Annotated in this window: 25 protein-coding genes; 16 read left to right on the forward strand and 9 right to left on the reverse strand. The window is 65.9% G+C overall.

All coding sequences use genetic code 11. The features are described from left to right. Positions 1 to 51 precede the first annotated feature (51 nt). Entirely contained in the window at positions 52 to 534 is a 483-nt protein-coding gene (locus BM075_RS05720) for a YciE/YciF ferroxidase family protein (RefSeq protein ID WP_093359691.1), read from the reverse strand. A gap of 208 nt (positions 535 to 742) precedes the next feature. Here BM075_RS05720 and BM075_RS05725 point away from each other — a divergent pair, with 208 nt between their 5' ends. From BM075_RS05725 to BM075_RS05740, 4 genes are all read left to right on the forward strand, one after another. Next, positions 743 to 1105, forward strand: a complete 363-nt coding sequence (locus BM075_RS05725; RefSeq protein WP_093359692.1) for an SUF system Fe-S cluster assembly protein — start codon at positions 743 to 745, stop codon at positions 1103 to 1105. A gap of 98 nt (positions 1106 to 1203) precedes the next feature. Beyond that, positions 1204 to 1824 (forward strand): hypothetical protein, encoded by a 621-nt coding sequence (locus tag BM075_RS05730; protein WP_093359693.1) that lies wholly within the window; start codon positions 1204 to 1206, stop codon positions 1822 to 1824. A 71-nt stretch (positions 1825 to 1895) separates the two neighbouring features. After that, positions 1896 to 2633 (forward strand): DUF3307 domain-containing protein, encoded by a 738-nt coding sequence (locus BM075_RS05735; RefSeq protein ID WP_177208258.1) that lies wholly within the window; start codon positions 1896 to 1898, stop codon positions 2631 to 2633. Between the two features lie 53 nt (positions 2634 to 2686). Further along, positions 2687 to 3058 carry a HesB/IscA family protein gene (locus BM075_RS05740; protein ID WP_093359695.1) on the forward strand — a complete coding sequence of 124 codons (372 nt, stop codon included), beginning with the start codon at positions 2687 to 2689 and terminating at the stop codon, positions 3056 to 3058. Here the strand turns inward: BM075_RS05740 and BM075_RS05745 are convergent. Further along, a complete protein-coding gene (locus BM075_RS05745; protein ID WP_093359696.1) occupies positions 3036 to 3254 on the reverse strand; it encodes a hypothetical protein in 219 nt (72 codons plus the stop codon). The genes BM075_RS05740 and BM075_RS05745 overlap by 23 nt on opposite strands. Before the next feature lie 92 nt (positions 3255 to 3346). On the opposite strand from BM075_RS05745, the gene BM075_RS05750 reads away from it, so the two are divergent. The 3 genes from BM075_RS05750 to BM075_RS05760 all read left to right on the forward strand — a co-directional run bounded on the left by BM075_RS05750 (position 3347) and on the right by BM075_RS05760 (position 6748). Continuing rightward, positions 3347 to 4195 (forward strand): LysR family transcriptional regulator, encoded by an 849-nt coding sequence (locus BM075_RS05750; protein WP_093359697.1) that lies wholly within the window; start codon positions 3347 to 3349, stop codon positions 4193 to 4195. 101 nt (positions 4196 to 4296) lie between these two features. After that, positions 4297 to 5046 carry a triose-phosphate isomerase gene (gene tpiA / locus BM075_RS05755; RefSeq protein WP_093359698.1) on the forward strand — a complete coding sequence of 250 codons (750 nt, stop codon included), beginning with the start codon at positions 4297 to 4299 and terminating at the stop codon, positions 5044 to 5046. A gap of 13 nt (positions 5047 to 5059) precedes the next feature. Further along, positions 5060 to 6748 carry an ABC transporter permease gene (locus tag BM075_RS05760; protein ID WP_093359699.1) on the forward strand — a complete coding sequence of 563 codons (1689 nt, stop codon included), beginning with the start codon at positions 5060 to 5062 and terminating at the stop codon, positions 6746 to 6748. A gap of 1458 nt (positions 6749 to 8206) precedes the next feature. Here the strand turns inward: BM075_RS05760 and BM075_RS05765 are convergent. Further along, on the reverse strand, positions 8207 to 9238 hold the full coding sequence (locus BM075_RS05765; RefSeq protein WP_093359700.1) for an extracellular solute-binding protein: 1032 nt from the start codon (positions 9236 to 9238) through the stop codon (positions 8207 to 8209). Positions 9239 to 9446: 208 nt separating this feature from the next. Next, positions 9447 to 9914, reverse strand: a complete 468-nt coding sequence (locus BM075_RS05770) for an Lrp/AsnC family transcriptional regulator (RefSeq protein ID WP_093359701.1) — start codon at positions 9912 to 9914, stop codon at positions 9447 to 9449. A gap of 143 nt (positions 9915 to 10057) precedes the next feature. Here BM075_RS05770 and cysG point away from each other — a divergent pair, with 143 nt between their 5' ends. The 6 genes from cysG (at position 10058) to BM075_RS05800 (ending at position 15582) form a co-directional block, all read left to right on the forward strand. Then, complete coding sequence (gene cysG, locus BM075_RS05775; protein ID WP_093359702.1) at positions 10058 to 11458, forward strand: siroheme synthase CysG; 1401 nt, start codon at positions 10058 to 10060, stop codon at positions 11456 to 11458. Continuing rightward, positions 11458 to 11766: a DUF2849 domain-containing protein gene (locus BM075_RS05780; RefSeq protein ID WP_093359703.1), complete on the forward strand. Its 309-nt coding sequence runs from the start codon at positions 11458 to 11460 to the stop codon at positions 11764 to 11766. The genes cysG and BM075_RS05780 overlap by 1 nt, the downstream gene beginning before the upstream one ends. Positions 11767 to 11841: 75 nt before the next feature. Next, entirely contained in the window at positions 11842 to 13506 is a 1665-nt protein-coding gene (locus tag BM075_RS05785) for a nitrite/sulfite reductase (RefSeq protein WP_093359704.1), read from the forward strand. After that, positions 13496 to 14233 (forward strand): phosphoadenylyl-sulfate reductase, encoded by a 738-nt coding sequence (locus BM075_RS05790; RefSeq protein ID WP_093359705.1) that lies wholly within the window; start codon positions 13496 to 13498, stop codon positions 14231 to 14233. Before BM075_RS05785 ends, BM075_RS05790 begins: the two co-directional genes overlap by 11 nt. Positions 14234 to 14250: 17 nt before the next feature. After that, a complete protein-coding gene (locus tag BM075_RS05795) occupies positions 14251 to 14658 on the forward strand; it encodes a DUF934 domain-containing protein (RefSeq protein ID WP_093359706.1) in 408 nt (135 codons plus the stop codon). 72 nt (positions 14659 to 14730) lie between these two features. Beyond that, the gene (locus BM075_RS05800; RefSeq protein WP_093359707.1) at positions 14731 to 15582 is read left to right on the forward strand and encodes a ferredoxin--NADP reductase; all 852 of its coding nucleotides are present in this window, start codon (positions 14731 to 14733) and stop codon (positions 15580 to 15582) included. A 74-nt stretch (positions 15583 to 15656) separates the two neighbouring features. Here BM075_RS05800 and BM075_RS05805 read toward each other — a convergent pair whose 3' ends face one another. Then, positions 15657 to 16358 carry a hypothetical protein gene (locus BM075_RS05805; protein WP_093359708.1) on the reverse strand — a complete coding sequence of 234 codons (702 nt, stop codon included), beginning with the start codon at positions 16356 to 16358 and terminating at the stop codon, positions 15657 to 15659. A gap of 85 nt (positions 16359 to 16443) precedes the next feature. On the opposite strand from BM075_RS05805, the gene infC reads away from it, so the two are divergent. After that, positions 16444 to 17181: a translation initiation factor IF-3 gene (gene infC / locus BM075_RS05810; RefSeq protein WP_425445188.1), complete on the forward strand. Its 738-nt coding sequence runs from the start codon at positions 16444 to 16446 to the stop codon at positions 17179 to 17181. A gap of 1 nt (position 17182) precedes the next feature. Further along, positions 17183 to 17860, forward strand: coding sequence for a DUF938 domain-containing protein (locus BM075_RS05815; protein WP_093359709.1), 678 nt, complete (start codon positions 17183 to 17185; stop codon positions 17858 to 17860). Positions 17861 to 17911: 51 nt separating this feature from the next. Here the strand turns inward: BM075_RS05815 and rocF are convergent, their stop codons facing one another. Continuing rightward, positions 17912 to 18841 (reverse strand): arginase, encoded by a 930-nt coding sequence (gene rocF / locus BM075_RS05820; RefSeq protein ID WP_093359710.1) that lies wholly within the window; start codon positions 18839 to 18841, stop codon positions 17912 to 17914. Positions 18842 to 19908: 1067 nt separating this feature from the next. On the opposite strand from rocF, the gene BM075_RS05825 reads away from it, so the two are divergent. Continuing rightward, the gene (locus BM075_RS05825) at positions 19909 to 20793 is read left to right on the forward strand and encodes a phosphoadenosine phosphosulfate reductase (RefSeq protein ID WP_143089824.1); all 885 of its coding nucleotides are present in this window, start codon (positions 19909 to 19911) and stop codon (positions 20791 to 20793) included. Positions 20794 to 20799: 6 nt separating this feature from the next. Here BM075_RS05825 and ureG read toward each other — a convergent pair whose 3' ends face one another. The 3 genes from ureG to BM075_RS05840 are packed head-to-tail and all read right to left on the reverse strand — an operon-like array spanning position 20800 to position 22571. Then, on the reverse strand, positions 20800 to 21414 hold the full coding sequence (gene ureG, locus BM075_RS05830) for an urease accessory protein UreG (protein ID WP_093359712.1): 615 nt from the start codon (positions 21412 to 21414) through the stop codon (positions 20800 to 20802). A 28-nt stretch (positions 21415 to 21442) separates the two neighbouring features. After that, positions 21443 to 22081: an urease accessory protein UreF gene (locus BM075_RS05835; RefSeq protein WP_093359713.1), complete on the reverse strand. Its 639-nt coding sequence runs from the start codon at positions 22079 to 22081 to the stop codon at positions 21443 to 21445. Then, positions 22074 to 22571, reverse strand: a complete 498-nt coding sequence (locus BM075_RS05840; protein ID WP_093359714.1) for an urease accessory protein UreE — start codon at positions 22569 to 22571, stop codon at positions 22074 to 22076. Before BM075_RS05840 ends, BM075_RS05835 begins: the two co-directional genes overlap by 8 nt. Between the last annotated feature and the right edge of the window lie 104 nt (positions 22572 to 22675).

Here is a 22675-nt window from a genome sequence, read left to right on the forward strand (position 1 = left end):
ACGCCAGGCGCGGCGGAAAGCAAAGTCCCGCCGCGCCGCCAGTCGCCCGTGTCAGGCGGCCTTCTTGTTCAGGTTGCCCTCGCCAAGGTCGGAGAGCTTGCGGTCCGCCTCGTACTCCTCGTCGAGCGTCTTCTCGAGAAGCGTGACCGCCTCGTCCATCCCGAGCGACCGCGCCCAGGCGATGAGCGTGCCGTAGCGGGTCAGCTCGTAGTGCTCCACCGCCTGTGCCGCCGCGATCATGCCGGCGTCGCGGGTCTGATCGTCCTCAGCTTCCTCCATGATCTCCTTGCCTTCCTCCAGGATCCCCTCGATCGCCTCGCAGGTCACGCCACGCGGCTTGAGGTCAAGGCTCTCGAACACCTTCTCCAGGCGCTCGATCTGGCCTTGCGTCTCCTCGTGGTGATGCTCAAAGGCCTCCCGCAGTTCCGGCGAGCTCGCCTTGCGCGCCATTTTCGGCAGGGTCTTCAACACCTGCTTCTCGGCATAATAGATGTCTCGCAGGAAGTGCTTGAACAGTTGTTCCAGGTTCTTCATCGTTCGGTGTCCTCACATGTTGCGGGGCGCCTCCCGGCCCTCCCGGTGTGCTTCTTTCAACAGGCTCGTGACGGGAAAGTTCCTCGGCGGGGTTCCGCCCATCGGGCGCCGGCGCGGCGCCTTGACCCGCCTGACCTCCGGAGGGTGGACCCGGGCCGCGAGCTTCCTTATATAATCGGTCAACAATTTCTCCCGAGCAGGAGACGCCATGACCGCCGAAACCGCCCCCATGGAAGGCGAGCCGATGATCCGGCCGTCCACGACTGACCACCCGCTCTACGACTCCGTCGTGGAAGCCTGCCGGACCGTCTATGACCCGGAGATCCCGGTGAATATCTACGACCTCGGTCTGGTCTACACGATCGACATCAACCCGGAGGCCGAGGTGCGCGTGACCATGACGCTGACCGCACCGGGCTGTCCCGTGGCCGGCGACATGCCCGGCTGGGTCGCGGAGGCCATCGAACCCCTGCCCGGCGTCAAGCAGGTCGATGTGGACCTCACCTGGGACCCGCCCTGGGGCATGGAGATGATGTCCGACGAGGCCCGCCTCGAACTCGGCTTCATGTGACGCCCCTGTAAAGCATTTTCGCTTTCCTGTGCGACAGGCATGCGAATTTACTTGCGCAAACACGAGCCATCCGGCATGATGTCTCTCGAAGAGGCATCATGCGTATCGCGGTCCTGACCGGAGACATCGTCGAATCCACCGCCATGCCGGCCGACCGGCAGGAGGCGGTTATCGTCGCCCTGCAAACGGCCTCCCGCGATGCGGCGGACTGGCAGGGCGCGGACCTCCGCTTCACCCGGCAAAAGGGGGACGGCTGGCAGCTTGTGCTGACCCGCCCCCGCCTGTCCCTGCGCCTGTCGCTCTTCCTCCAATCGGCCGTGCGCGCGCTTGGCAAGGGCCTCGCCACCCGGATCTCCATTGCGGAGGGAGAAGGCGCCGTGCCCGCGGGGCCAGACCTCAACAGCGCCACAGGCCCCGTATTCGTCGCCTCCGGCCGCGGCCTCGACGCGCTGGAGGGTGACGTGCGCTTTAGGCACGCGTCGGGCGGCCCGCTTGCCGCCGCCGTCGGCCTCGCCGATCACATCAGCCAGGACTGGACCCCGCCGCAAGCCCGGGCCATCCACCCGATGCTCACACCGTTCGACCCGCCCCGCCACAGCGACGTGGCCGATCACCTCGGCATTTCGCGCCAGGCCGTCTCGCAAGCGCTGGACGCCGCCGGCTATGGCCCCTTAAGCACTGCCCTGACAAACATCGAAACCGCCGGGACAGGCAACTGATTTGACTTGCATAGACAAAACGCAACCCCTCCGGCTTGCCCCAGAACCCGCCGGGCTGCGGACAAGCTGACGTGACCGAGACCCTCAGCGCCCTGCTGCTGGCCCATGCGCTCGCGGACTTCGTCTTCCAGACCGGCTGGATGGTGACGAACAAATCGCGGCCCCACGTGCTGCTGCTGCACGGCGCCATCGTCTTCGCGCTTGGCTTGCTGGCGGTCGGCCAGTTCTGGGCGCCCGTGATCGGCGTGCTGGCCCTGCTCCACATCGCGACGGACGCGCTCAAGCTCCGCTTCGGCGACGACGGCCTGCGCGCCTACCTTCTGGATCAGGCCGCCCATACGGTCGCAATCCTCGCCGTCGCGCTGATCGCCCCTACCCTGTTTCAGGACGGCTGGTGGCCCGGCCTCCTGCCGGACCCCTACGATCCGTGGCTCCCGACCGCCATGGCCTGGGTCGCGGGCATGATCCTCGCCGTCCGGGCGGGCGGATTCGCGGTGGCCAAGCTGCTCGCGCCTTATGCGACCTTCTGGAACCGCTACGCCGTCTTTTCCGGCAGCCTGCCGAACGCCGGCCGGATGATCGGGGAACTCGAGCGCGGGCTTACCTACGTCCTCATCACGGCCGGCCAACCCACCGGCGTCGCCTTCCTCATCGCGGCCAAATCCGTCCTGCGGTTCAACGCGACGAAGGACGACCGCAAGATCGCCGAATACGTCATCATTGGCACGCTGGCCTCCGTCGGCTGGGCCCTGCTCGTCGCGTTCGCCGCACATGCCCTCATTGGCAGGCTGATCGTGGCAGCCCCTTGAGCGAAACCCGCCGAGCGCCTAGATTGATACCCGACCAAAAGGATCGGACCCGCATGTTCTCCATTCCCGGCAAACAGGCCGTCACCCTCACGCCCCGCGCGGCAACGCATATTTCCAAGCTGATGGCCCGCGAAGGGCATCAGGGGCTGCGCCTTGGGGTGAAGAAGGGCGGATGCGCCGGCATGGAATACACCATGGAATATGCGCGCACCGTGGACCCGCTGGACGAAGTCGTCGAACAGGACGGCGCGCGGGTGATGATCGCCCCCATGGCACAGATGTTCCTGTTCGGCACCGAGATCGACTACGAGGTGTCGCTGCTGGAATCCGGCTTCAAGTTCCGCAATCCCAATGTCACCGAAGCCTGCGGTTGCGGCGAGTCGATCAAGTTCGACGAGACCCTCACACCGGGCGGGCCGGCCTGAACCGCCCCTCCGGGCAGGCCGCAAACCGTTCCTTCCGACGACCGAAAAGCGTGGCACGCAAGCGCAGCCACCCGCGGCGGCGGCGCCATTTTTCCCGGCTTTCGATGCGCGCGCGGATAAGTTCCGCCTCGCTGCGGCGGCGGTCGTCCGCAGGCCACAGGTCGCAGTCCGGGGCCTTCAGCGGTTGCAGAATCATGGGATGTTCCTTTCAGTTCCGATACCCGGTAGGATTGGATCACCTTTTGGCTCCCACGTTCATTGGTTCCCTTCGCAATCTCGCTTTCAGAAATGAAACCCCCGCCCAGCCTCGATGACCTCTCCCTTTTCCTCCGTGTCGCCGATGCGGGCTCGCTCAGCGCGGCATCGCAGGCATCCGGCGTAAGCCTTCCGACGCTCGGTCGGCACATGACGCGGCTGGAGGCACACCTCGGCCGCCGCCTGTTCCTGCGCGGGGCCAAGGGCTATGCCCTCACCGCCGAAGGGCGCGCCCTCGCGGAGGAGGCGCTGGCGCTCCGGGCGGCGGAGGAGCGCATCCATCGTTGGCGCGACGGCGGTAGCCGCGCTGTGCGCGTCCGCATAACGGCAGGCAACTGGACCTCGCGTTTCCTCGCCCGGCACATCGCGCGCTTCTGGTCTGCGGACGCCCCCTGGGTGCCGGAGTTCGTGGCCTCCAACCGCAACGTGGACATCGCCCGGCGGGAGGCCGACATCGGCATCCGCAACCGCCGCCCGGAGCAGGACTGGATGGCCGGCCGCCGCACGCTCCGCATCGACTACGCCGAATATGGAACGGACCCTGCTGTCGCAGGCTACATCACCCTGCGCCGCGACGGCCCGACCACGCCATCGGAACGCTGGCTCTGGCGCACCCGTGCCGAGCAGGTCGTGATGCAGGCGAGCGATGCCCGCCTCGCGATGGATCTCGCGACCTCCGGCGCGGGCCGGGTCATCCTCCCGACCTTCGTGGGCGATGCCGAACCGGCCCTCCGGCGCCTCTCCCCGCCCATCGCCGAAATCTCTCACGAGGAATGGCTGGTCAGCCACCACGAGGCTCGCAACGATCCCCCCGTACGCGCCGCGCTGGACGCGCTGACCCGCGTGCTGACCGACCGAGATCTCCGCCCCGCTCCCGTCTGAACCCGCCGCCCCACCAAAGAGCCGCGCCCCGCAGACCTTGACGCTGGCCCCTGCCCCTGCAAATTGGCGCCGACCCAATTGCCCACACGGAGGGACGACCCATGGCGCAGAAACTTGCCGCCGGAAACTGGAAGATGAACGGCACTGAGGCCTCGCTGGCCGAGATCGACAAGATGCTCGCGGCCTATCCCGAGCCCGGCTGCAAGGTCCTGATCTGCCCGCCCGCCACGCTCCTCGACCGCCTCAGCACCCGCATCGGCGACGGCCCCATCGCCACCGGCGCGCAGGACTGCCACATGAAGGCCAGCGGCGCCCACACCGGCGACATCTCCGCCGACATGATCAAGGACGCCGGCGGCACCTACGCCATCCTCGGCCACTCCGAACGCCGCACCGACCACGGCGAGTCCGATGAGGTCGTCAAGGCCAAGTCCGCCGCCGCCGTCGGCGCGGGCCTGATCGCCGTCGTCTGCGTCGGCGAGACCGAAGCCCAACGCGACGCCGGCCAGACGCTCGACGTCGTGGGCACGCAACTCGCCGGCTCGGTGCCGGACGACGTGACCGGCGAGACGCTCGTGGTCGCCTACGAGCCGGTCTGGGCCATCGGCACCGGCCGCGTGCCGACCATCGAACAGATCGCCGAAGTGCACGACTTCATCCGCGAAAAACTGGTGGACCGCTTCGGCGCCGAAACCGGCAACGCGGTCTCCCTGCTCTACGGCGGCTCCGTGAAGCCCTCGAATGCGGCAGAGATCTTCGCCGTTGCCAACGTCGACGGCGCCCTCGTGGGCGGCGCCTCGCTGAAGGCCGACGACTTCGGCGCCATCATCGACGCCCTGCAATCGGCCTGATAGAACGGCTCGCATGAGCGCCCGCCCCTCCGCCCTCGCCGAACGCTTCGCGACCGGCCTCCTGCGCGGGGGGGCGATCGTCGTCGCCGCCCTCTGCCTGCTGCCCATGGCAGCGGTCCTGGTCGCGGCCCTCCTGGGCTCGACCGACACCCTCCGCCACCTCGCCGACACCGTGCTCTGGCGCTACTCCGCCACCACGCTGCAACTGGTGCTCATCGTCGCCGCCGGCACGGCCGCCATCGGCACCGGCGCGGCCTGGCTCGTCACCATGACGCGCTTCCCAGGCTCCCGCATCTTCGAAATCGCCCTCGCCCTGCCGCTGGCCTTCCCGGCCTACGTCATGGGCTACGCCTACACCCACTTCCTCGACCACCCCGGCCCCGTCCAGACCCTCCTGCGGGACGTCACCGGCTGGGGCCCCCGCGACTACTGGTTCCCCGAGGTCCGCTCCGTCACCGGCGCGGCGGTGATGCTCATCCTCGTCCTTTACCCCTACGTCTACCTCCTGGCCCGCGCCGCGTTCCTCCAGCAAAGCGCCACCGCCTTCCTCGCCGCCCGCGCCCTTGGCCGTGGGCCCTGGACCGCCTTCTTCCGCGTCAGCCTGCCCATGGCGCGGCCCGCCATCGCCGGGGGCGTGCTGCTGGCGGTGATGGAGACCATCGCGGACTACGGCACGGTCTCCTATTTCTCCGTCCAGACCTTCGCGACCGGCATCTACACAAGCTGGTTCACCATGGCCGACCGCGCCGCCGCCGCCCAGCTCGCGCTCTGCCTGCTCTCCGTCGCCCTGCTGCTGGCCCTGGCCGAACGGCTGCAACGCGGCGCGGCCCGCCACCACGGCGCCGGCAAGCGCTTCGAACGCCTGCCGCCGACCACCCTCACCGGCGCCGCAAAATGGGCAGCCCTCGCGGTCTGCGCCGCACCCGTCCTCTTCGGCTTCGCCCTCCCGGTGACGCTGCTCTTCACAATGGGGCTCGGCTCAGAGCAATCGCTGCTCTCGCCCCGCTACCTCGCCTTCACCCGCAACACCATCATCCTTGCCGGCACCGCCTCCGTCCTGACGGTGCTCGCAGCCATCCTGGTCGGCTTCCGCCAGCGCCTCTGGCCCGGGCGCACCTCCTCCGGCGCGGGCCATATCGCCCGGATCGGCTACGCCGTGCCCGGCGGGGTGATCGCGGTCGGCCTGCTGGTGCCGTTTGCAGCCATCGACAACGGCCTCGACGCCTGGATGCGGCAGACGTTCGGCCTCTCCACGGGGCTGCTTTTCACCGGCTCCATCTGGCTGCTGGTCTGCGCCTACCTCGTCCGCTTCCTCGCCGCCGCGCTGAACGCCTATGACAGCGGGCTCGGCACGGTGCACCCGAACATCGACGCGGTCTCGCGCACCCTCGGCACGCCGCCCCTGACAATGCTGCGCCGCATCCACCTGCCGATCCTGCGCCCGTCCGTGCTGACGGCTCTCCTGATCGTTTTCGTCGACGTGATGAAGGAACTGCCCGCCACCCTCATCATGCGCCCCTTCAACTTCGACACGCTCGCGGTGCAGGCCCACCGCCTCGCTTCCGACGAACGTCTCGAAGGGGCCGCCGTCCCGAGCCTCGTCATTGTCGCCGTGGGCCTGCTGCCGGTGATCCTCGTCTGCCGCTCGCTCGGCGCCCAGCGCTCCCGCGTCTACGGCCCCGCGCCGGTGGCGGCGGAATAGGCTCGGCTTGGAAAACCAGACCGCCGGCGCTCCCGGCCAGCCGCAACCAATCGCGCGCCCACCACAAAGTGTGGCCCGGACGACCAGCCCGGGCCGCGCCCGACCCTTCTCTCACAGCAAAATGAGACGAACATCGCCGCCAGCATTTTCGGGGCTGCAGGCATAGCGAAGGCACGTTTGGCCCACGCAACCAGAGCGTCTAGGCGGCGAGACGCAAAGCGAACCAACGCGTCTCCTAAAACTAAGCACAGCACAGTCCAAGCCGGACCCTGCCCTTCAAACCCTCGCAAGTTGCCCAGACGAAGGCCTCCCTGCATCTCGCTCCCAACAGCGATTGGCCCGGGCGACCAACCCGGGCCGCGCCCGACCCTCCCCCCGGGAGGGCGCTTTGCAACCTCTGAGAATGCTCGACCGTCAGAGTGGATTTCACTATAAATCACACCGACCCGGCGTCTCGAGGCGCCCACCCAAAGTCGGGCGCGTCCCTTCTCTCGCCAATCACATCAAACGCCCACCGTCGTGCGACCTCTAGGGAGCCGGTTCATAGGCTGAACGCGCCCGCGGCCCCGCAAACCCGAGAGGCCGCGTGCCGCAATGGTCGAAATGAGCCAACGCGCCACTCACGACGAAGCCCAGCGCAAATCACGCCAGCCCCTTACCGAAGCAATGCTCGTCGACCCCCCGCAAACTTCCCCCTGCATCTCGCCCACCACAAAGCTTGGCCCGGGCGACCAGCCCGGGCCGCGCCCGACCCTCCCCCCGGGAGGGCGCCTTGCAACCTCTGAGAATGCTCGACCGTCACAGTGGATTTAATCATAAATCACACCGATCCGGCGTCCCGAGGCGCCCACCCAGGGTCGGGCGCGTCCGTCAAGAAAAGCCGTTGCAATTGATGGCACGACAAATTGGACCGAACGAGCGCCCCTAAGCGCCCGCCGAAGGTCGGCCGCGCCCCGTCACTAAGTTTGGTGCATCAGCCCACAGCCGTCGCCGCCTGTGGTCACTGTCCCACCTGGATACAGGCCCAACCGATGCAGTCGATTGCATCACAGACCGTCCAACGGCAGCATTCCGCAACGCCCGCACTTCGGGCCCTCGCCGCTCGTCGACTTTCGCTCACCGCCGGACGTCACTGTCCACCCCACGCAACGGAGGAGCGCTCCGTCCAGTACAAGTCGGCGCGCAGTGCGCGCGGTCGTGCCCGATGCGGGCTCTCCCGAGACGACAGAACCGGCGACTGCAGTCCCGGATCCGGTGCGAGAAGCAGGACGGGTTGCGGGACGACGATCCACCCAACCGAAACTCACAGGCTGCCGAGTCCAGCGCCCGCATGGGTATCCGCTAAGCCCTAACAAAGAGTGAAACCGAGGCTGTAAGCGATTGGAAACACAACAAAGGCGCGGTGTCCCACCGATGGGACACCGCCTGTCTCACGAGATGTCGCTGCCGAGAGGCAACCTACCGCCAGCCGACCTCGTTGAAGATTTTCTGAGCCGTCGCGATATTTTCAGCCACCTCCGAAAGATCCACATCGTCCTTCTTGAAGGAGCCCAGCTTCTGCACCGACTCGGCCAGATCCACGCCCTCGACAGCCGGGAATTCGTCGTTGCCCGCCGAGAAGTAACCCTGCGCCGAGTCCCCGGACAGGTACTCCAGGAACTTCACCGCGTTCTCCCGGTTCGGAGCGTGCGCCGCAACCCCGGCCCCCGACAGGTTCATGTGCGCCCCATTCCCTTCCTGGTCCGGAAAGACCCAGCCGATCTGGTCGATTGCCTCGGACACGCCGTCGACGTCCTTCCGAAGAGCCCGGGCAAAGTAGTAGGTGTTGGAGACCGAAATATCGCACTCCCCCGACACCAACCCGCGCAGCTGGTCGGTATCTCCCCCCTGCGGCGGGCGCGCCATGTTATCCACCACGCCCTGCGCCCAGTCCCGCGCGGCATCCTCCCCCTCGTGGGTCACGATCGCCGCCAGCAGCGTCTGGTTGTACTCGTTGCCGGACGACCGGATGCAGATCATGCCGCGATACTTCGGATCGGCAAGGTCCGCATATGTTTCCGGCGGGTCTGTTACGTCCGCCTTGTCGTAGAAAATGATCCGCCCCCGCTGCGAGAAGCCGAACCACTGGTTGTCGGCATCCTGAAGATAGTTCGGAATCCTCTCCTCCAGAACCTCGCTCTCCACCGCCTGCAGCACCCCCGCCTGCTTGGCGCGGTGGAGGCGAGACGTATCTACTGTGATCAGCACATCCGCCGGGCTGTTCATCCCTTCCGCCCGCATCCGTGCGATCAATTCGTCAGCGTTGCCTTCGATCCGATTGATCGTGACGCCCTCCGCCTCCTCGAAGTCCGAATACAACCGTTCATCCGTATCGTAGTGCCTCGACGAGTAGATATTCAGCTCCCCATCCGCGAGAGCTGCCGCAGCGGAGAGGATGCCGAGTGCCGCTGAAATTGCGCCCGCGAGCGGTTTGATCGGAGTGTGGGACATGGAGTGCCTCCTGTTCGTGACGTGTCTTTGCCCTTGTTTGAGGCGGGACGTGCGCCGCGTCAAGCAATTCCTTAGTGTTTATATCGGATATATTGAAACGCGACGTTCGGCTTCCGTCGCACCGCGCTGGAAATGACCGACCAGCCCACCGCAGGTGCCTGGCCCAACGGGATGAGGCGCCGTAAGGCGCTGAAGACGGGCGGGAGAGCTACGCTTTCAGCGGCAGCGACGTGGTCGACTTGATGACCTCCATCGACAGCAGCGCTGTCACGTTGTGGACCCGGACCTCCGAGATCAATGCCTGGTAGAAGGTGTCGTAGGCCCGCGCATTGGCCACCTGGACCTTGAGGATGTAGTCGATATCGCCGGCCAGCCGGTGGGCCTCCAGAACCTCGGGGCGGGCACGAAGAGCTTCCAGAAACCGCCGCTGCCATTCTGCCTCGTGTTCGCTTGTGCGGATCAATACAAAGAAGCACGCCTCCAAACCCAAAGCATCCGGGTCAAGCAGCACGGTGGTTTGCCGGATGACCCCGGCGTCCCGCATCTTTCGAATCCTGTTCCACACAGGGGTCTTGGAGGAGCCCACATTCCGGGCGATCTCATCGAGCGATTGATCGGCATCGCGCTGCAATTCGACAAGGATTTTCCGATCTGTCGCATCAAGCCGGACCGCCATCTTCACCTCCATAATAATGCAGAACTTTGATCCGATATTGCGCGGACTAGCAAGACGTCTTTCTTCTTTCTGCCAGTCACTAGCCACCATTCAGGATATTTTCCTATATTGCAGTGCAGAAACCCTACCCACGGAGAGAGCGCATGCAGCACTTCCCGATCTTTCTGGATACCGCCGCACGGCGCGTGGTGCTGTGCGGCGGCGGCGAGGCGGCGCTGGCGAAGCTGCGCCTGCTGTTGAAGTCTCAAGCCTCTCTCCATGTTTTTGCGGAAGATCCCGCATCCGAAATCGTGACATGGGCGGAGGCGGGCCTGCTGGACCTGCATCGCCGCACCCCAAGCGCCGAGGATCTCTCCGGCGCGGCCCTGGTCTATGCCGCCCAAGAGGACGCCGACGCAGATGCGCGGCTGGCCGGCTTGGCCAGGGCTCAAGGGGTGCTGGTCAACATCGTCGACAATCTGGAGGACAGCGACTTCATCACCCCCGCAATTGTCGATCGCGACCCTGTCACCGTCGCGATCGGGACCGAGGGCGCAGCTCCCGTGCTGGCGCGCGCGATAAAGCGGGACCTGGAGGAACGTTTGCCCCAAAGCCTCGGTCTGCTCGCTCGAATCGGCAAGGCCTTCCGGCCGCGGGCGGAGGTTCTTCCGCACGGGCGTCGGCGCAGAGACTTCTGGTCCGACTACTATTTCACCTCCGGCCCGCGTGCGGCCGAACGGTCCCCGGACCTCGTGGAAATGGAACTGGAGGCGCTTCTGAAACGCCATGCGCGGGTGGAGGCGCAGCCCGGTCACGTCCATTTCGTTGGCGCCGGCCCGGGCGACCCCGATCTGCTTACTCTCAAGGCCCGCCGCGCGCTCGATGAGGCCGACGTGGTGATTCACGACCGGTTGGTTCCGAAGGAGATCCTCGAACTTGCCCGCCGCGAGGCCGTTCTGGTGTCGGTCGGCAAGGAAGGCTTCGGCCCGTCGACCCCGCAGGGTGAGATCGACGCCCTGCTGGTGGAGCATGCCAACAGCGGCGCGCAGGTGGTGCGGTTGAAGTCCGGCGATCCGTCCGTCTTCGGCCGGCTGGATGAGGAACTTGCCGCCGTCGAGGCGGCCGGGGTCGCGTTCACCATCGTTCCCGGCATCACCGCCGCCTCGGCCGCCGCCGCGCAGATCGGCCAGAGCCTGACCGCACGCGGCCGCAATTCCGAAATGCGGCTGCTGACCGGACACGACGTCAAGGGTTTCGCGGAGCAGGAATGGCACGCCCTCGCACGTCCCGGTGCGGTTGCGGCCGTCTACATGGGCAAGCGGGCCGCGCGGTTCCTGCAAGGGCGGCTGCTGATGCACGGCGCCGTACCGGAGACTCCGGTGGCCATCGTCGAGAACGCCTCCCGCCCGGATGCCCGCATCGTCGCCAGCCGGCTTGGATCGCTTTCCGACGACATCGCCGCAGCCGAGCTCTCCGGCCCGGCCGTGATTCTGCTGGGTCTCGCGCCCCGCGCCGCACGGGTCGCCCTCCCCCGCTTCGACACGGTACAGAAGGAATTCGCCTGATGGCCCGCCCGTTCACGCCCAAGATCGTCACCGCCAACGCGCTCCTCGAGGGGGACGTGGTGTATCTGACCGAGGACAACCGCTGGTCGCGCTCTCACAGCGACGCAGAACTGCTTGAGGACGAGGCGCATGCCACGCTCCGCCTTTTGGAGGCAGAGCGGCAGCAGAACGTGATCGTCGGAGCCTACCTTGCCGACGCAAAGGCCGGCCCGGACGGTCCGGAACCCGTGCATTTTCGTGAGAGCTTTCGCAGCCGCGGGCCGTCCAACTACCGGCACGGCAAGCAGGCCCACACGGGCAACCGATAACGAAATTGGAATATGACTTTCAGCTTTCGTGAATATCCATTTCAGTTTAGTTGAAAGTAGAGACCGGAGAGTCCCATGTACCGCTACGACGACTTCGACGCCGAGTTCCTCGCCGAACGGAACGCCCAGTTCCGCGACCAGGTGGAGCGCCGCATCGACGGTTCGCTGACCGAAGACGAGTTCAAGCCGCTTCGGCTGATGAACGGGCTCTACCTGCAACTGCACGCCTACATGCTCCGGGTCGCCATTCCTTACGGCACGCTCGATTCTGCCAAGATGCGGAAACTGGCGGAGATTGCCGAGCGGTGGGACAAAGGCTACGGCCATTTCACCACCCGTCAAAATATCCAGTACAACTGGCCGAAGCTGCGCGACGTGCCGGACATGCTAGATGCACTGGCGGAGGTGGGCCTGCACGCCATCCAGACCTCCGGCAACACCATTCGCAACGTGACCTCGGACCATTTCGCGGGCGCCGCCGCCGATGAGATCGCGGACCCCCGCCCTTATGCCGAACTGATCCGCCAGTGGTCCACCGATCACCCGGAGTTCCAGTTCCTGCCCCGCAAGTTCAAGATCGCCATCACCGGCAGCCCGAACGACCGCGCCGTCACCCGCGCACACGACATCGGGCTGCGGATGGTGGAACAGGACGGCCGGACGGGCTTTGAAGTGATCGTGGGCGGCGGCCTGGGGCGGACGCCGATGATCGGCAAGGTGATCCGCGACTTCCTGCCCGAAGACGAGTTGCTGCCCTACCTCGAAGCGATCGTGCACGTCTACAACCGCTACGGTCGGCGGGACAACAAGTACAAGGCACGGATCAAGATCACCGTGCACGAGGCCGGGCTGGAGACAATCCGCGCCGAGGTCGAAGAGGCGTTTCAGCAGACGAAAGCGGATTTCGAGGGCGTGGACGCGCGCGTCATCGCCCGCATCCGTGACCGGTTCGTGGTTCCGGCGTTCATCGAGGGCGGCGCGGACCCTCTGGATGGCACCCAAACCGATCCCGTCTTCCGCGCCTGGGCCGACACGAACCTGTCCGAGCACCGCCACCCGGACTACGCCATCGTCACGGTCTCGCTGAAGGCGCATGGTCAGACCCCCGGCGATGCCACGGCGGAACAGATGCGGGTGCTGGCCGACCTTGCCGAGCGCTATGGCCACGACGAGTTGCGGATCAGCCACCAGCAGAACGTGATCCTGCCGCACGTGCGCAAGGTTCATCTGCCGGTGGTCCACGCCAGGCTGAAACAGGCGGGTCTGGCCACTGCGAACGTTGGCCTTGCCTCAGACATCATCGCCTGTCCGGGCATGGACTACTGCGCGCTGGCGACGGCGCGGTCCATCCCGGTCGCTACGCAACTGGCGGAGCGGATTGACGCGCTCAGGATCGAGCACGAGGTCGGCCCGCTGCAGATCAAGATCTCGGGCTGCATCAACGCCTGCGGCCATCACCACGTGGGCCATATCGGCATTCTCGGGCTGGATCGCGCGGGGGTGGAGAACTATCAGATCACGCTCGGCGGCGATGCCACCGAGACCGCCGCCGTCGGTGAACGGGCCGGGCCGGGCTTTGCATATGACGAGATCGTCCCGGCGGTGGAGCGGCTGATGCTGGCCTATCTGGAAACGCGTGAGGACGAGTCCGAGACTTTCCTCGAAACCTACCGCCGCCTCGGCGCCGCGCCCTTCAAGGAGGCGCTTTATGGACCGGAGAAACGTAAAGATGCCGCGTGACGCACTTTCCTCGGCACCCGCAGACCGGGCCAGCCGGATCATACGGGATATCGACGGCCTGCGCGGCCCGGAGCGGCTAAAGGCGCTGCTGACCCACCCGCTGACCGGCAAGGTGGCGCTCGTCTCGTCGTTCGGCGCGGATTCGGTGGTTCTGCTGCATCATCTCAGCCAGGTCGCGCCAGCCACGCCCGTGCTGTTCATCGACACGCAGATGCTGTTCCCCGAGACGCTGGACTACCAGCGCGAGGTGGCTGAGAAACTGGGCCTGACCGGTATCCGGGTGATCCGGGCCCGCGCCATGCACCTTGCTCAGGAAGACCCGGCCAATACCCTGCATCTGCGCGACACCGACGCGTGCTGCGACCTGCGCAAGACGGTGCCGCTGGAGCGGGCGCTTTCTGGATTCGACAGCTGGATCACCGGCCGCAAGCGCTTCCAGAACGGCTCCCGCGCGACTCTGCCGATCGTCGAGGAAGCCGGGGGGCGCCTGAAACTCAACCCGCTGGCCGACTGGACACCCAGCGAGATTGCCGACCACATGCGCGCGCACAGGCTGCCGCGCCATCCGCTGGTGGACAAGGGGTACCCCTCCATCGGCTGCGCTCCCTGCACCTCCCCGGTGGCCGAGGGCGAGGACCCGCGCGCCGGGCGCTGGCGGGGCGAGGACAAGGACGAATGCGGCATTCACTTCGTGGACGGTAAGCTCGTCCGCACCCGTGCCGCCTGAGACGAGGACCGAGACCCATGACCGTAATCGTGACCGACACCGGCTTCGGCCCCGACACCCATACCGGGGACTTCTTTGCACTCGAGGCCCTGACCGATGGCGCCGGCAGCGTCGATCTGCCCTCCGACACCGACCCGCGGGCGCTGGCGCCATTTCTGGGCAGCCTCTCGATGATCCGCGTGGACTTCCCGTCCTTCGCGGACGGGCGCGGCTTCTCCATTGCACGCGCGCTGCGCCGCATGGGGTACGCCGGCCGGTTGCGGGCCAAGGGCCACGTTCTGGCCGACCAATACGCGATGGCCCGCCGGTCCGGCTTCGACGAGGTGGAGATCGACGACACCCTTGCCGCCCGGCAACCCGAGGCTCAATGGCTCGCCCGGGCCGACTGGCGGGCCCACGACTATCGGTCGCGGCTCGCGAGCTGATCCGGCCTTTCAGAAATTCAGCATTCCGAATATAGCAACAGGACCGGGCGGCGTTGCCCCGGCAGGAAAGAGATGACCGAGCAGACACCCGTGACAAACGCAAAACCGATCAAGGCCGTTCCCACCCTGCCGGATGCGCAGACGGTGACCTTCGTCAAACACTGGACGGACCGGCTGTTTCATTTCCGGTGCACGCGGCCGCAAAGCCTCCGGTTCCGCTCCGGCGAATTCGTGATGATCGGCCTGATGGGCGACCCGGATCCGAAGACAGGCAAACAGAAGCCCATCCTGCGGGCCTATTCCATCGCATCGCCGTCCTGGGACGATGAGCTCGAATTCTATTCCATCAAGGTGCCGGACGGGCCGCTGACCTCGAAACTGCAGGCGATCCAGCCCGGTGACGAGATCATCCTGCGGCCCAAGCCCGTCGGGACACTGGTCCACGATGCCCTGCTGCCGGGCAAACGGATCTGGTTCTTCGCCACCGGCACGGGTTTCGCGCCCTTCGCGTCGCTCCTGCGCGACCCTCAGACCTACGAGGACTACGACGAGGTCATCATCACGCATACCTGCCGCGAGGTCGGCGAACTGGCTTACGGCGCAGAGCTCATCGACAGCATCCGGAACGACGACTTGCTGGCGGAGCTGATGGGCGAAGGTTTCCACGAGAAGTTGCGCTATTACCCGACGACGACGCGCGAGCAGAGCCCCAAGATGGGCCGCATCACCGATCTGATGCGCTCAGGCGAGGTGTTCGACGATCTGGGCGTGGAGACGATCCATCCGGATCGGGATCGGGCGATGGTTTGCGGCAACCTCGCCTTCAATCTCGAGATCAAGGATATGCTCGAGGAGTATGGCCTTCGCGAAGGGGCGAACTCGGACCCGAAGGAATACGTGGTCGAAAAAGCCTTCGTGGACTGACCGCACGCCTTAACGTCAGCGCAAGCAAAAAGGGGACCGCGCCACGCGCGGTCCCCTTCATCGTTGTGACTCAATCAGAGGTTCAGTTCGGCCCGCAGTTGGGCGAGCGCCGCTTCGAGTGCCTCCGGGGTGCTTCGCGCGACATCCAGGGCGCGCTCGAGCGCATCTTTGGTGTCCTGCGCCAGATCCGAATTCGAAATCCGGTCCACCATGGCGTCGAAGTCGAAGCCTTCCGGCGTCAGCATTTCCGTATCGATCCCGTCAAACGCGGCCTGAACGTTCTCGGACGCGTTCGCGAAGATGGATTCGATGGCGTTGGCGGAGGACGCAGCAGCGCTCTCGCCCGCGTCCACGGCATCGGAAGCCGCTTGCTCAGTTGCTTCGGCAGCATCGGAGACTGCCTGCTCTGTGGCTTCGGCGGCGTCTGACGCTGCTTCCTCGGTTGCCTCGGCAGCATCGGAAGCCGCTTGCTCCGTCGCCTCGGCCGCATTCTCCATTGCGGCGCCAGCCTCCTCGGCAGCCTCCTCGGTTTCCTGTGCGGCCTCGGAGGCCGCTTCTTCGGTCGCTTCGGCCGCGTCCGACGCGGCTTCGCGGGTCTCTTCGGCCGCCTCTTCCGTTGCTTGCTCGGCTTCGTTCGTCGCTTCTGCGACGTCGGATTCCACGGCCGCCGGTGCCTCTTCTTCGGTCACGGGCACTTCGGTGTTGGACCCAACGATGTACCACACCGCCAATATCACGACGATCGCGGCGATGATGATCCCGATAGTCCTATTCATTTCGACTGTCCTTCTCCTGAGTGTCCCATCCCGATGGTAACGCAAAGCGCCGATCCATGGTTCCCCAATGCCGCGCCTTTCGCGGATGGGCGCCCGCTTTCGGCGGGCCTTCGCCGATCCACTCTGCGACGGGCGGAAACGCGGCGGCGGCGCGAAAGCGAGCAGCGCGCCCGCGGGGTCGCAGAATCCATTGGCATATCGCGCAATTCCCTTGAATCGCCGCCGCTGCGCCGTTACCTTCTTGCCACTTTTGCGAAGACATAGAAGGACCCACACCATAGCTCGCAGACCGCACAACGCGCCGCCCACACGTGATACCGGCCCCCGTGTCAACGGACGCATCCGGGCCCCAGAAATTCGGCTGATCGGCCCCGAAGGACAGAACGTCGGAGTCGTTTCGCCCGCCAGAGCGATGGAACTGGCCGAGCAAGTCGGCCTCGATCTGGTCGAGATTTCCCCGAATGCCAGTCCTCCGGTCTGCAAGATCATGGACTTCGGCAAGTTCAAGTACGAACAGCAGAAGCGGGAATCCGAAGCCCGCAAGAAGCAGAAGACGATCGAGGTGAAGGAGGTGAAGTTCCGCCCCAACACCGACACCCATGACTACGACGTCAAGCTGCGCAACGTCACGCGCTTCCTGGAAGCCGGAGACAAGGTAAAGGTCACCCTGCGCTTCCGCGGCCGCGAGATGGCCCACCAGAACCTCGGACGGGACCTGCTGGAGCGGGTTGCCGAGGATATCAAGGAATTGGGCAAGGTCGAGAACATGCCCAAGATGGAAGGCCGGCAGATGGTCATGATGATCGGCCCGCTTTCAAAGTGACATGAACGACTCCGGCCGGCGCCATGCTCCGCGCTACACGCGACAGGATCATGGGTCGGCCGGAGACGCGCGCCTTTTCTCTCCGGCGTTCGAGCGCAACGCGCGCCCCATCATCGAAACCCTCACGCCCTATTTTGAGGGCAGAACCGGCACCGTCGTCGAAATCGGCGCGGGCACCGGCCAGCACGCGGCCGCTTTCGCCCTCGCTTTTCCTGGACTGGAGTGGATCGCGACCGACCCGTTCGAAGACCACCGCCGCTCCATCTCCGCTTGGGCAAATGCCCTGCTCCCCGCCCCGCGCGAACCGCTCGAACTGGACGCGACGCGCGACTGGGCGCAGATCGACGTCATTCGAGCGCTTGGCCCTCTACTTGCGGTCTATGCCGGCAACGTAACGCACATCGCCCCGTGGGCGGTGACGGAGGGAATACTGTCGGGGGCGGCGACGGCCCTCGCCCCCGGCGGGTTCGCGTTGTTCTACGGGCCGTTCCGGGACGGCGAGACCTTCTTCGGCGAGGGAAACCGCGCGTTCGACCGGGACCTGCGGGCCGACAACCCGGAATGGGGCCTGCGGGACATCGCCTCTATCCGCGCGGCTGGGGGGGACGTAGGGCTCCGGATGGAGGCCGTTCACCCCATGCCAGCGAACAACCATATCCTCGTCCTGCGCCGAACCTGAGCCTTGGGCCTGCTGGCGGAACAGTCCCGCAGCAGCCCCCTGATGACCCGATCAATAACTCCGCGTCGGCCGGTCGAGCACTCGGCGGCCGAACAAGCTCGCAGTCAGGTCGGACATCAGCCGAGCCGTGCGGCCGCGCTCGTCGAGGAACGGGTTGAGTTCCGCAAGGTCCAGCGAACTGACCAGCCCGCTGTCATGCAGCATCTCCATCACCAGATGTGCCTCCCGAAACGTCGCTCCGCCCGGAACGGTCGTGCCCACGCCGGGCGCGATGACGGGATCGAGAAAGTCCACATCCAGGCTCACATGTAGGTATCCGCCTTCCGTCGCGACACGCTCCAGGAACGGCTCAAGGAGGCGTTCGACGCCGGCCTCGTCTATGGCGCGCATGTCATGGGCCTCCACCCCGGCGTCGCGGAGCAAGCGCCCCTCGCTCCGGTCGACCGACCGCAGACCAAGGATGCAGACGCGTCCCGGATCGACCGTCGCGACAAGCGACTCGCCCAGGAGCGGCTCGAAGCCCGGCAGCCCGCAGGCATACGCCAATGGCATCCCGTGCAGGTGACCCGTTTCGCTGGTTTCGAATGTGTTGAAGTCCGCATGCGCATCCAGCCACAGGACGAAAAGCGGCCGACCGGCCTCCTGTGCCGCCGCGGCGTGTCCCGAGACCGTGCCAAGCGACATGCTGTGATCGCCCCCGAGGTAGACCGGCAAGGCGTCGCCCTGTGCGAGTGTCCGGGCATGGGCGAAAAGGCTCCGCGTCCACCCGGCAACCTTCTGCAGCTCAAAAGGTTTTCCGATTGGCGACCGCGCGTCCACGACCGTCAGCGGCTCCGCATTCCCCAAGTCGCGCAGGTTGAGCCCGAGCGCCGCCAGATTTTCCGGAAGCCCGGCAGAACGGTAGGCGTCCGGTCCCATCAAGCAGCCGCGTTGGTGGTTGCCCGCCTCCACCGGTGCTCCGAGCAGAACGATCTTGTCCATGCTGCCATCCCGTTTACCCAAGCCATCCGTCCGGTTGGCGTCCGGGGCATGTTGGGGACGATAGGTGAGGTGCGGGCACGAGACAACCTCAGCAACTCGCACCGGTCGTGTCGATCGAACCGCGGTCAGGTCGGAGGGATAGGACGGTGGGGCAGAAACGCGTACCGGCCGGACAAACGATGCACGCACCGCCTCTCCGGCCGGGTGTCCCCTCCCTGGACTTGGCTACGGGGCAGGTGCCTGATCCGGATATTTCCTGTCTTCGTTCCCGGTCGGCACGCCCGAACGGCTGCCCCGAAAACAAAAGCGAACATCCCGATAGGTCGGTCGCCTTCCCGTATTCCGCGCCGAGGCTTGCACCTAGGCTATTCCGGCCGGACCTGAACATGGAACTGACTTAAAGGCCAGCGGAATCTTCGCGAAAAGGTGAAGATTCATGTGATTTTTTAACGCAGTTGGCGCCAGATGGCCGGCGACAGGCCCTGTGAGGCAGAGATGCGGCTCATTCCGGTATGCCAGTATGCTAGTGGCAGGCATTTGACTTTGAGAATCCGAGGTCTATAGGCCTAAAAATGGACGTCGTGACCTACGCAGGCAACGAAATCGAAAGACCGGGACTCCGATTCTCGAGCGCACCTGCCGTGCCCGATACCCACGCGGCGAAGGAGCTGCGCCGAGACGAGCCGCAGTTCGGCCTTGGTCCGCTTGCCTGTTGTCGACGCGCTTACGGAGCCGCATCTGCCGAGACAGATCGTGTCGAATACGAGGAGGGCACACCCATCTCCCGGACACCCTACGGGAGAAATTTCGCCGCGCCGTCTTCCGCCCGCCGCGGGACTCTGAGAGAGTCGCGACCATCGTCGGCCGGACGGTTACTCGCGGGTTGTCCTATTTTCCGCGACAATCCACCCGGTATGTTGTTACTTTCCTCACTAAGGGGCGATGAACTCCCGCTGTCCGATCAGTGCCATCGGATCTACTGGCGGCCTTCGCAATTCGGTCCTATTTTGGCTCGAATGGTGGGCGACGGTGAGCCTGTACCCAGGTAGTGAAAGTTGCGTGAACCCATGACCCGAGGCGCCAGCCAAAGCCAGAGCCGCTCCGACTCCGATCAGCCCGAGTGGCGCCATCGGCTCGAGCGCCATGGAGTAGAGCACGGGTTCCACCGTCAGTTGGACGCCCGGCACGGAGCTCTTTTCACCGAGGACGACGACACCCTGATCGTCACGTTCGAACCACTTGAAAGCTTCCGCGAAGGACCGGCCCCGCACCTTCCGCTGGGGTTGGCGGTCGCGGGGCGGGAAGGATGGTCGCATCTCTGCCTCTACTGCGACGGAACGACCTTCTTCCGCTCCGATGCGGTCTACGCGTTCTTCGACGAGTTGATCGACGAAGGGTTCTTCGACGACTTCGACCGGGTGATCTTCTACGGAGCGGGCCCCTGTGGTTACGCCGCCGCCGCCTTTTCAGTCGCCGCACCGGGCGCAACGGTCTTGCTGGTGCGCCCGCTGGCCACGCTGGCGCCGGAGATGACCGCCTGGGACCGACGCTTCCCGGCCCTGCGCAAGACCGACTTCGAAACACGCTACGGATACGCCCCGGCAATGCTCGAAGCCGCCGAGCGCATAATTCTGATCCATGATCCAAGTGTGGCCGAAGACGCCATGCACGCCACGCTGTTTGCGCGGCCCGATATTCTCCGGCTGGATTGCCGCTGGCTCGGCAAGACGCCGGAGGTGGACCTGCAGCAGATGGGCGTCCTGATTCCGCTCCTGCGCGCCCTTGGCAAGCCGGACTATAAAGCGGCCGACTTCTTCGAACTTTATCGCGCCCGTCTGGGGCACACACCCTACCTGCGACGCGTGGCACGAAAGCTCGACCGGGAGAAGCGGCCTGCGCTGCGCAACCAATGGAGCCGCGCGGCGGAAAAGCGGCTGCTGGAGGAGGCGTGAGCGGCGTCAGAGGCCGCCTTCGCGCTCGATGAACGCGGCAACCTCATCGACACCGACACCGCGCCTCAGGGACGCCATCACGTAAGGGCGCCCGGAACGCGCCGCTGCGGTGTCCGCCTCTAGCCGCTCAGTGTCCACCCCGACATGGGGCGCAAGATCCGTCTTGTTGACAATGAGCAGATCCGACCGCGTCAGCCCCGGCCCCTTCTTGCGCGGAATGTCCTGGCCCGCGGCGGTGTCGATCACGTAAAGCGTCAAGTCCGCCAGTTCCGGGCTGAACGTCGCTGCGAGATTGTCGCCACCCGACTCGATCAGGACCAGATCCAGGTCGGGAAAATCCGCCACGAGGGCATCGATGGCCGCCAGGTTGATGGAGGCATCCTCGCGAATCGCGGTGTGCGGGCAGCCCCCGGTCTCCACGCCGCGCACCCGCTCCAGCGGCAGCACCTGCGCCCGCATCAGGTATTCGGCATCCTCGCTGGTGTAGATGTCGTTCGTCACCACCGCCATGGAATAGCGCCCTGCCAGGGCACGGCAGAGCTGTTCCGTCAGCGTCGTCTTTCCGGCACCGACAGGTCCGCCGATACCGACGCGCAGGGGGCCGTGGGGGCTGGTGGTCATGGGACCGTCTCCTGAGTTTGCGGCGGAGCTACGTCTTGAAGAGGCGCACCGCCTGCGCCTCGTGTCGTATGGCGGCAAGACCGGCGCCGAAACACGCGCCACCGATGTCCGACAGCTCCGCCTTGGCGGCATCCACAGCGACATCCGAGATGACCGGGTGGAGACGGCTCAACACGCGCTGGCCGTCTGTCTGACCCAAAGGTACGAACCGTACGGCAACGGACACGAGGTTCGACGCGACTGCGTGCAAGTAGAGCGCGGCAACGCGGGCCGCAGGCAAGTCGAGGTCGGCCGCCGCTGCCCCCACAGCAACCGGAAGCGCCATCGCCGGACGGTCAGCCCCAGTCAACGCGTTGACCGCTCGGGTGAAGGCCGCGCCCTGTTCCATCGTCTCCTGATGGCGTTCCCGGGAAGGCGCCAGCGCCCCCGCGAATGCCGCGAGGTGATCCAAGGGTATTGTGCGCCGCATCGCATGGGCCAGAAGGATCGCGTCCGTCCGACCCGCCCCGAAGCGCAGGACGTCTTCCAACCAGTCCTGCAACGTGGCCGGCGAGGATACGTCCCCCTCGGCGATCACGGTTTCGAGCCCGTGGGAATAGGCGAAGCTCCCCACCGGGAACGCGGGCGACAGCCATTGCGTGAGCGTCAGGAGGTCGGCGTCACTCATGGGGCGTTGCGTGGGGGTTGTGCCCGTGACCGTGATCGCCGCCATGGTCATGGCCCATCGTACGCCCATGGCCGTAGGCTCCGCCCTCCGGGGAGAACGGCGCCCGGAGCGGTGTCACCTCGGCACCCAACTGCCGGAGCATGTCCGCCAGCACGTGGTCGTTGCGGATGAAAAGCCGATCGCGCTCGATCCGGCAGGGCGTGTGGCGGTTGCCAATGTGCCAGGCAAGGCGCGGAAGGTTCGGGCCGGTGATTTGAAGAAGCGGCTCATCCGCGGCGGCCACGGCAACCCGCGCACCGCTTTCGAGCACCAGCGCATCGCCGTCTTCGAGCGAAGTCGTCTCCGGCAGATCGACCACGAGGGAACCGCCGTTCTCCGTAACCAATCGGCGGCGTCGCAGCAGACGCCCCTCGAAATCCAGCGAGACGCGGTCGGAGGCCCCTTCCCCGCCACCGCGCTCTACCGATTGCGCTCGGCCCAGATCGGCCATGTGTCATCTCCCGATGTGTTGGCGTCGGAGCACCGTAGTCTCCACCCGTGGGCCGGAAAAGAGCCGGCGAGGTGCGGCGCGTCTCCAGTCCGGTTCTTTCAGAC

The sequence above is a fragment of the Tropicimonas isoalkanivorans genome (assembly GCF_900112335.1).
GTDB lineage: Bacteria > Pseudomonadota > Alphaproteobacteria > Rhodobacterales > Rhodobacteraceae > Tropicimonas > Tropicimonas isoalkanivorans.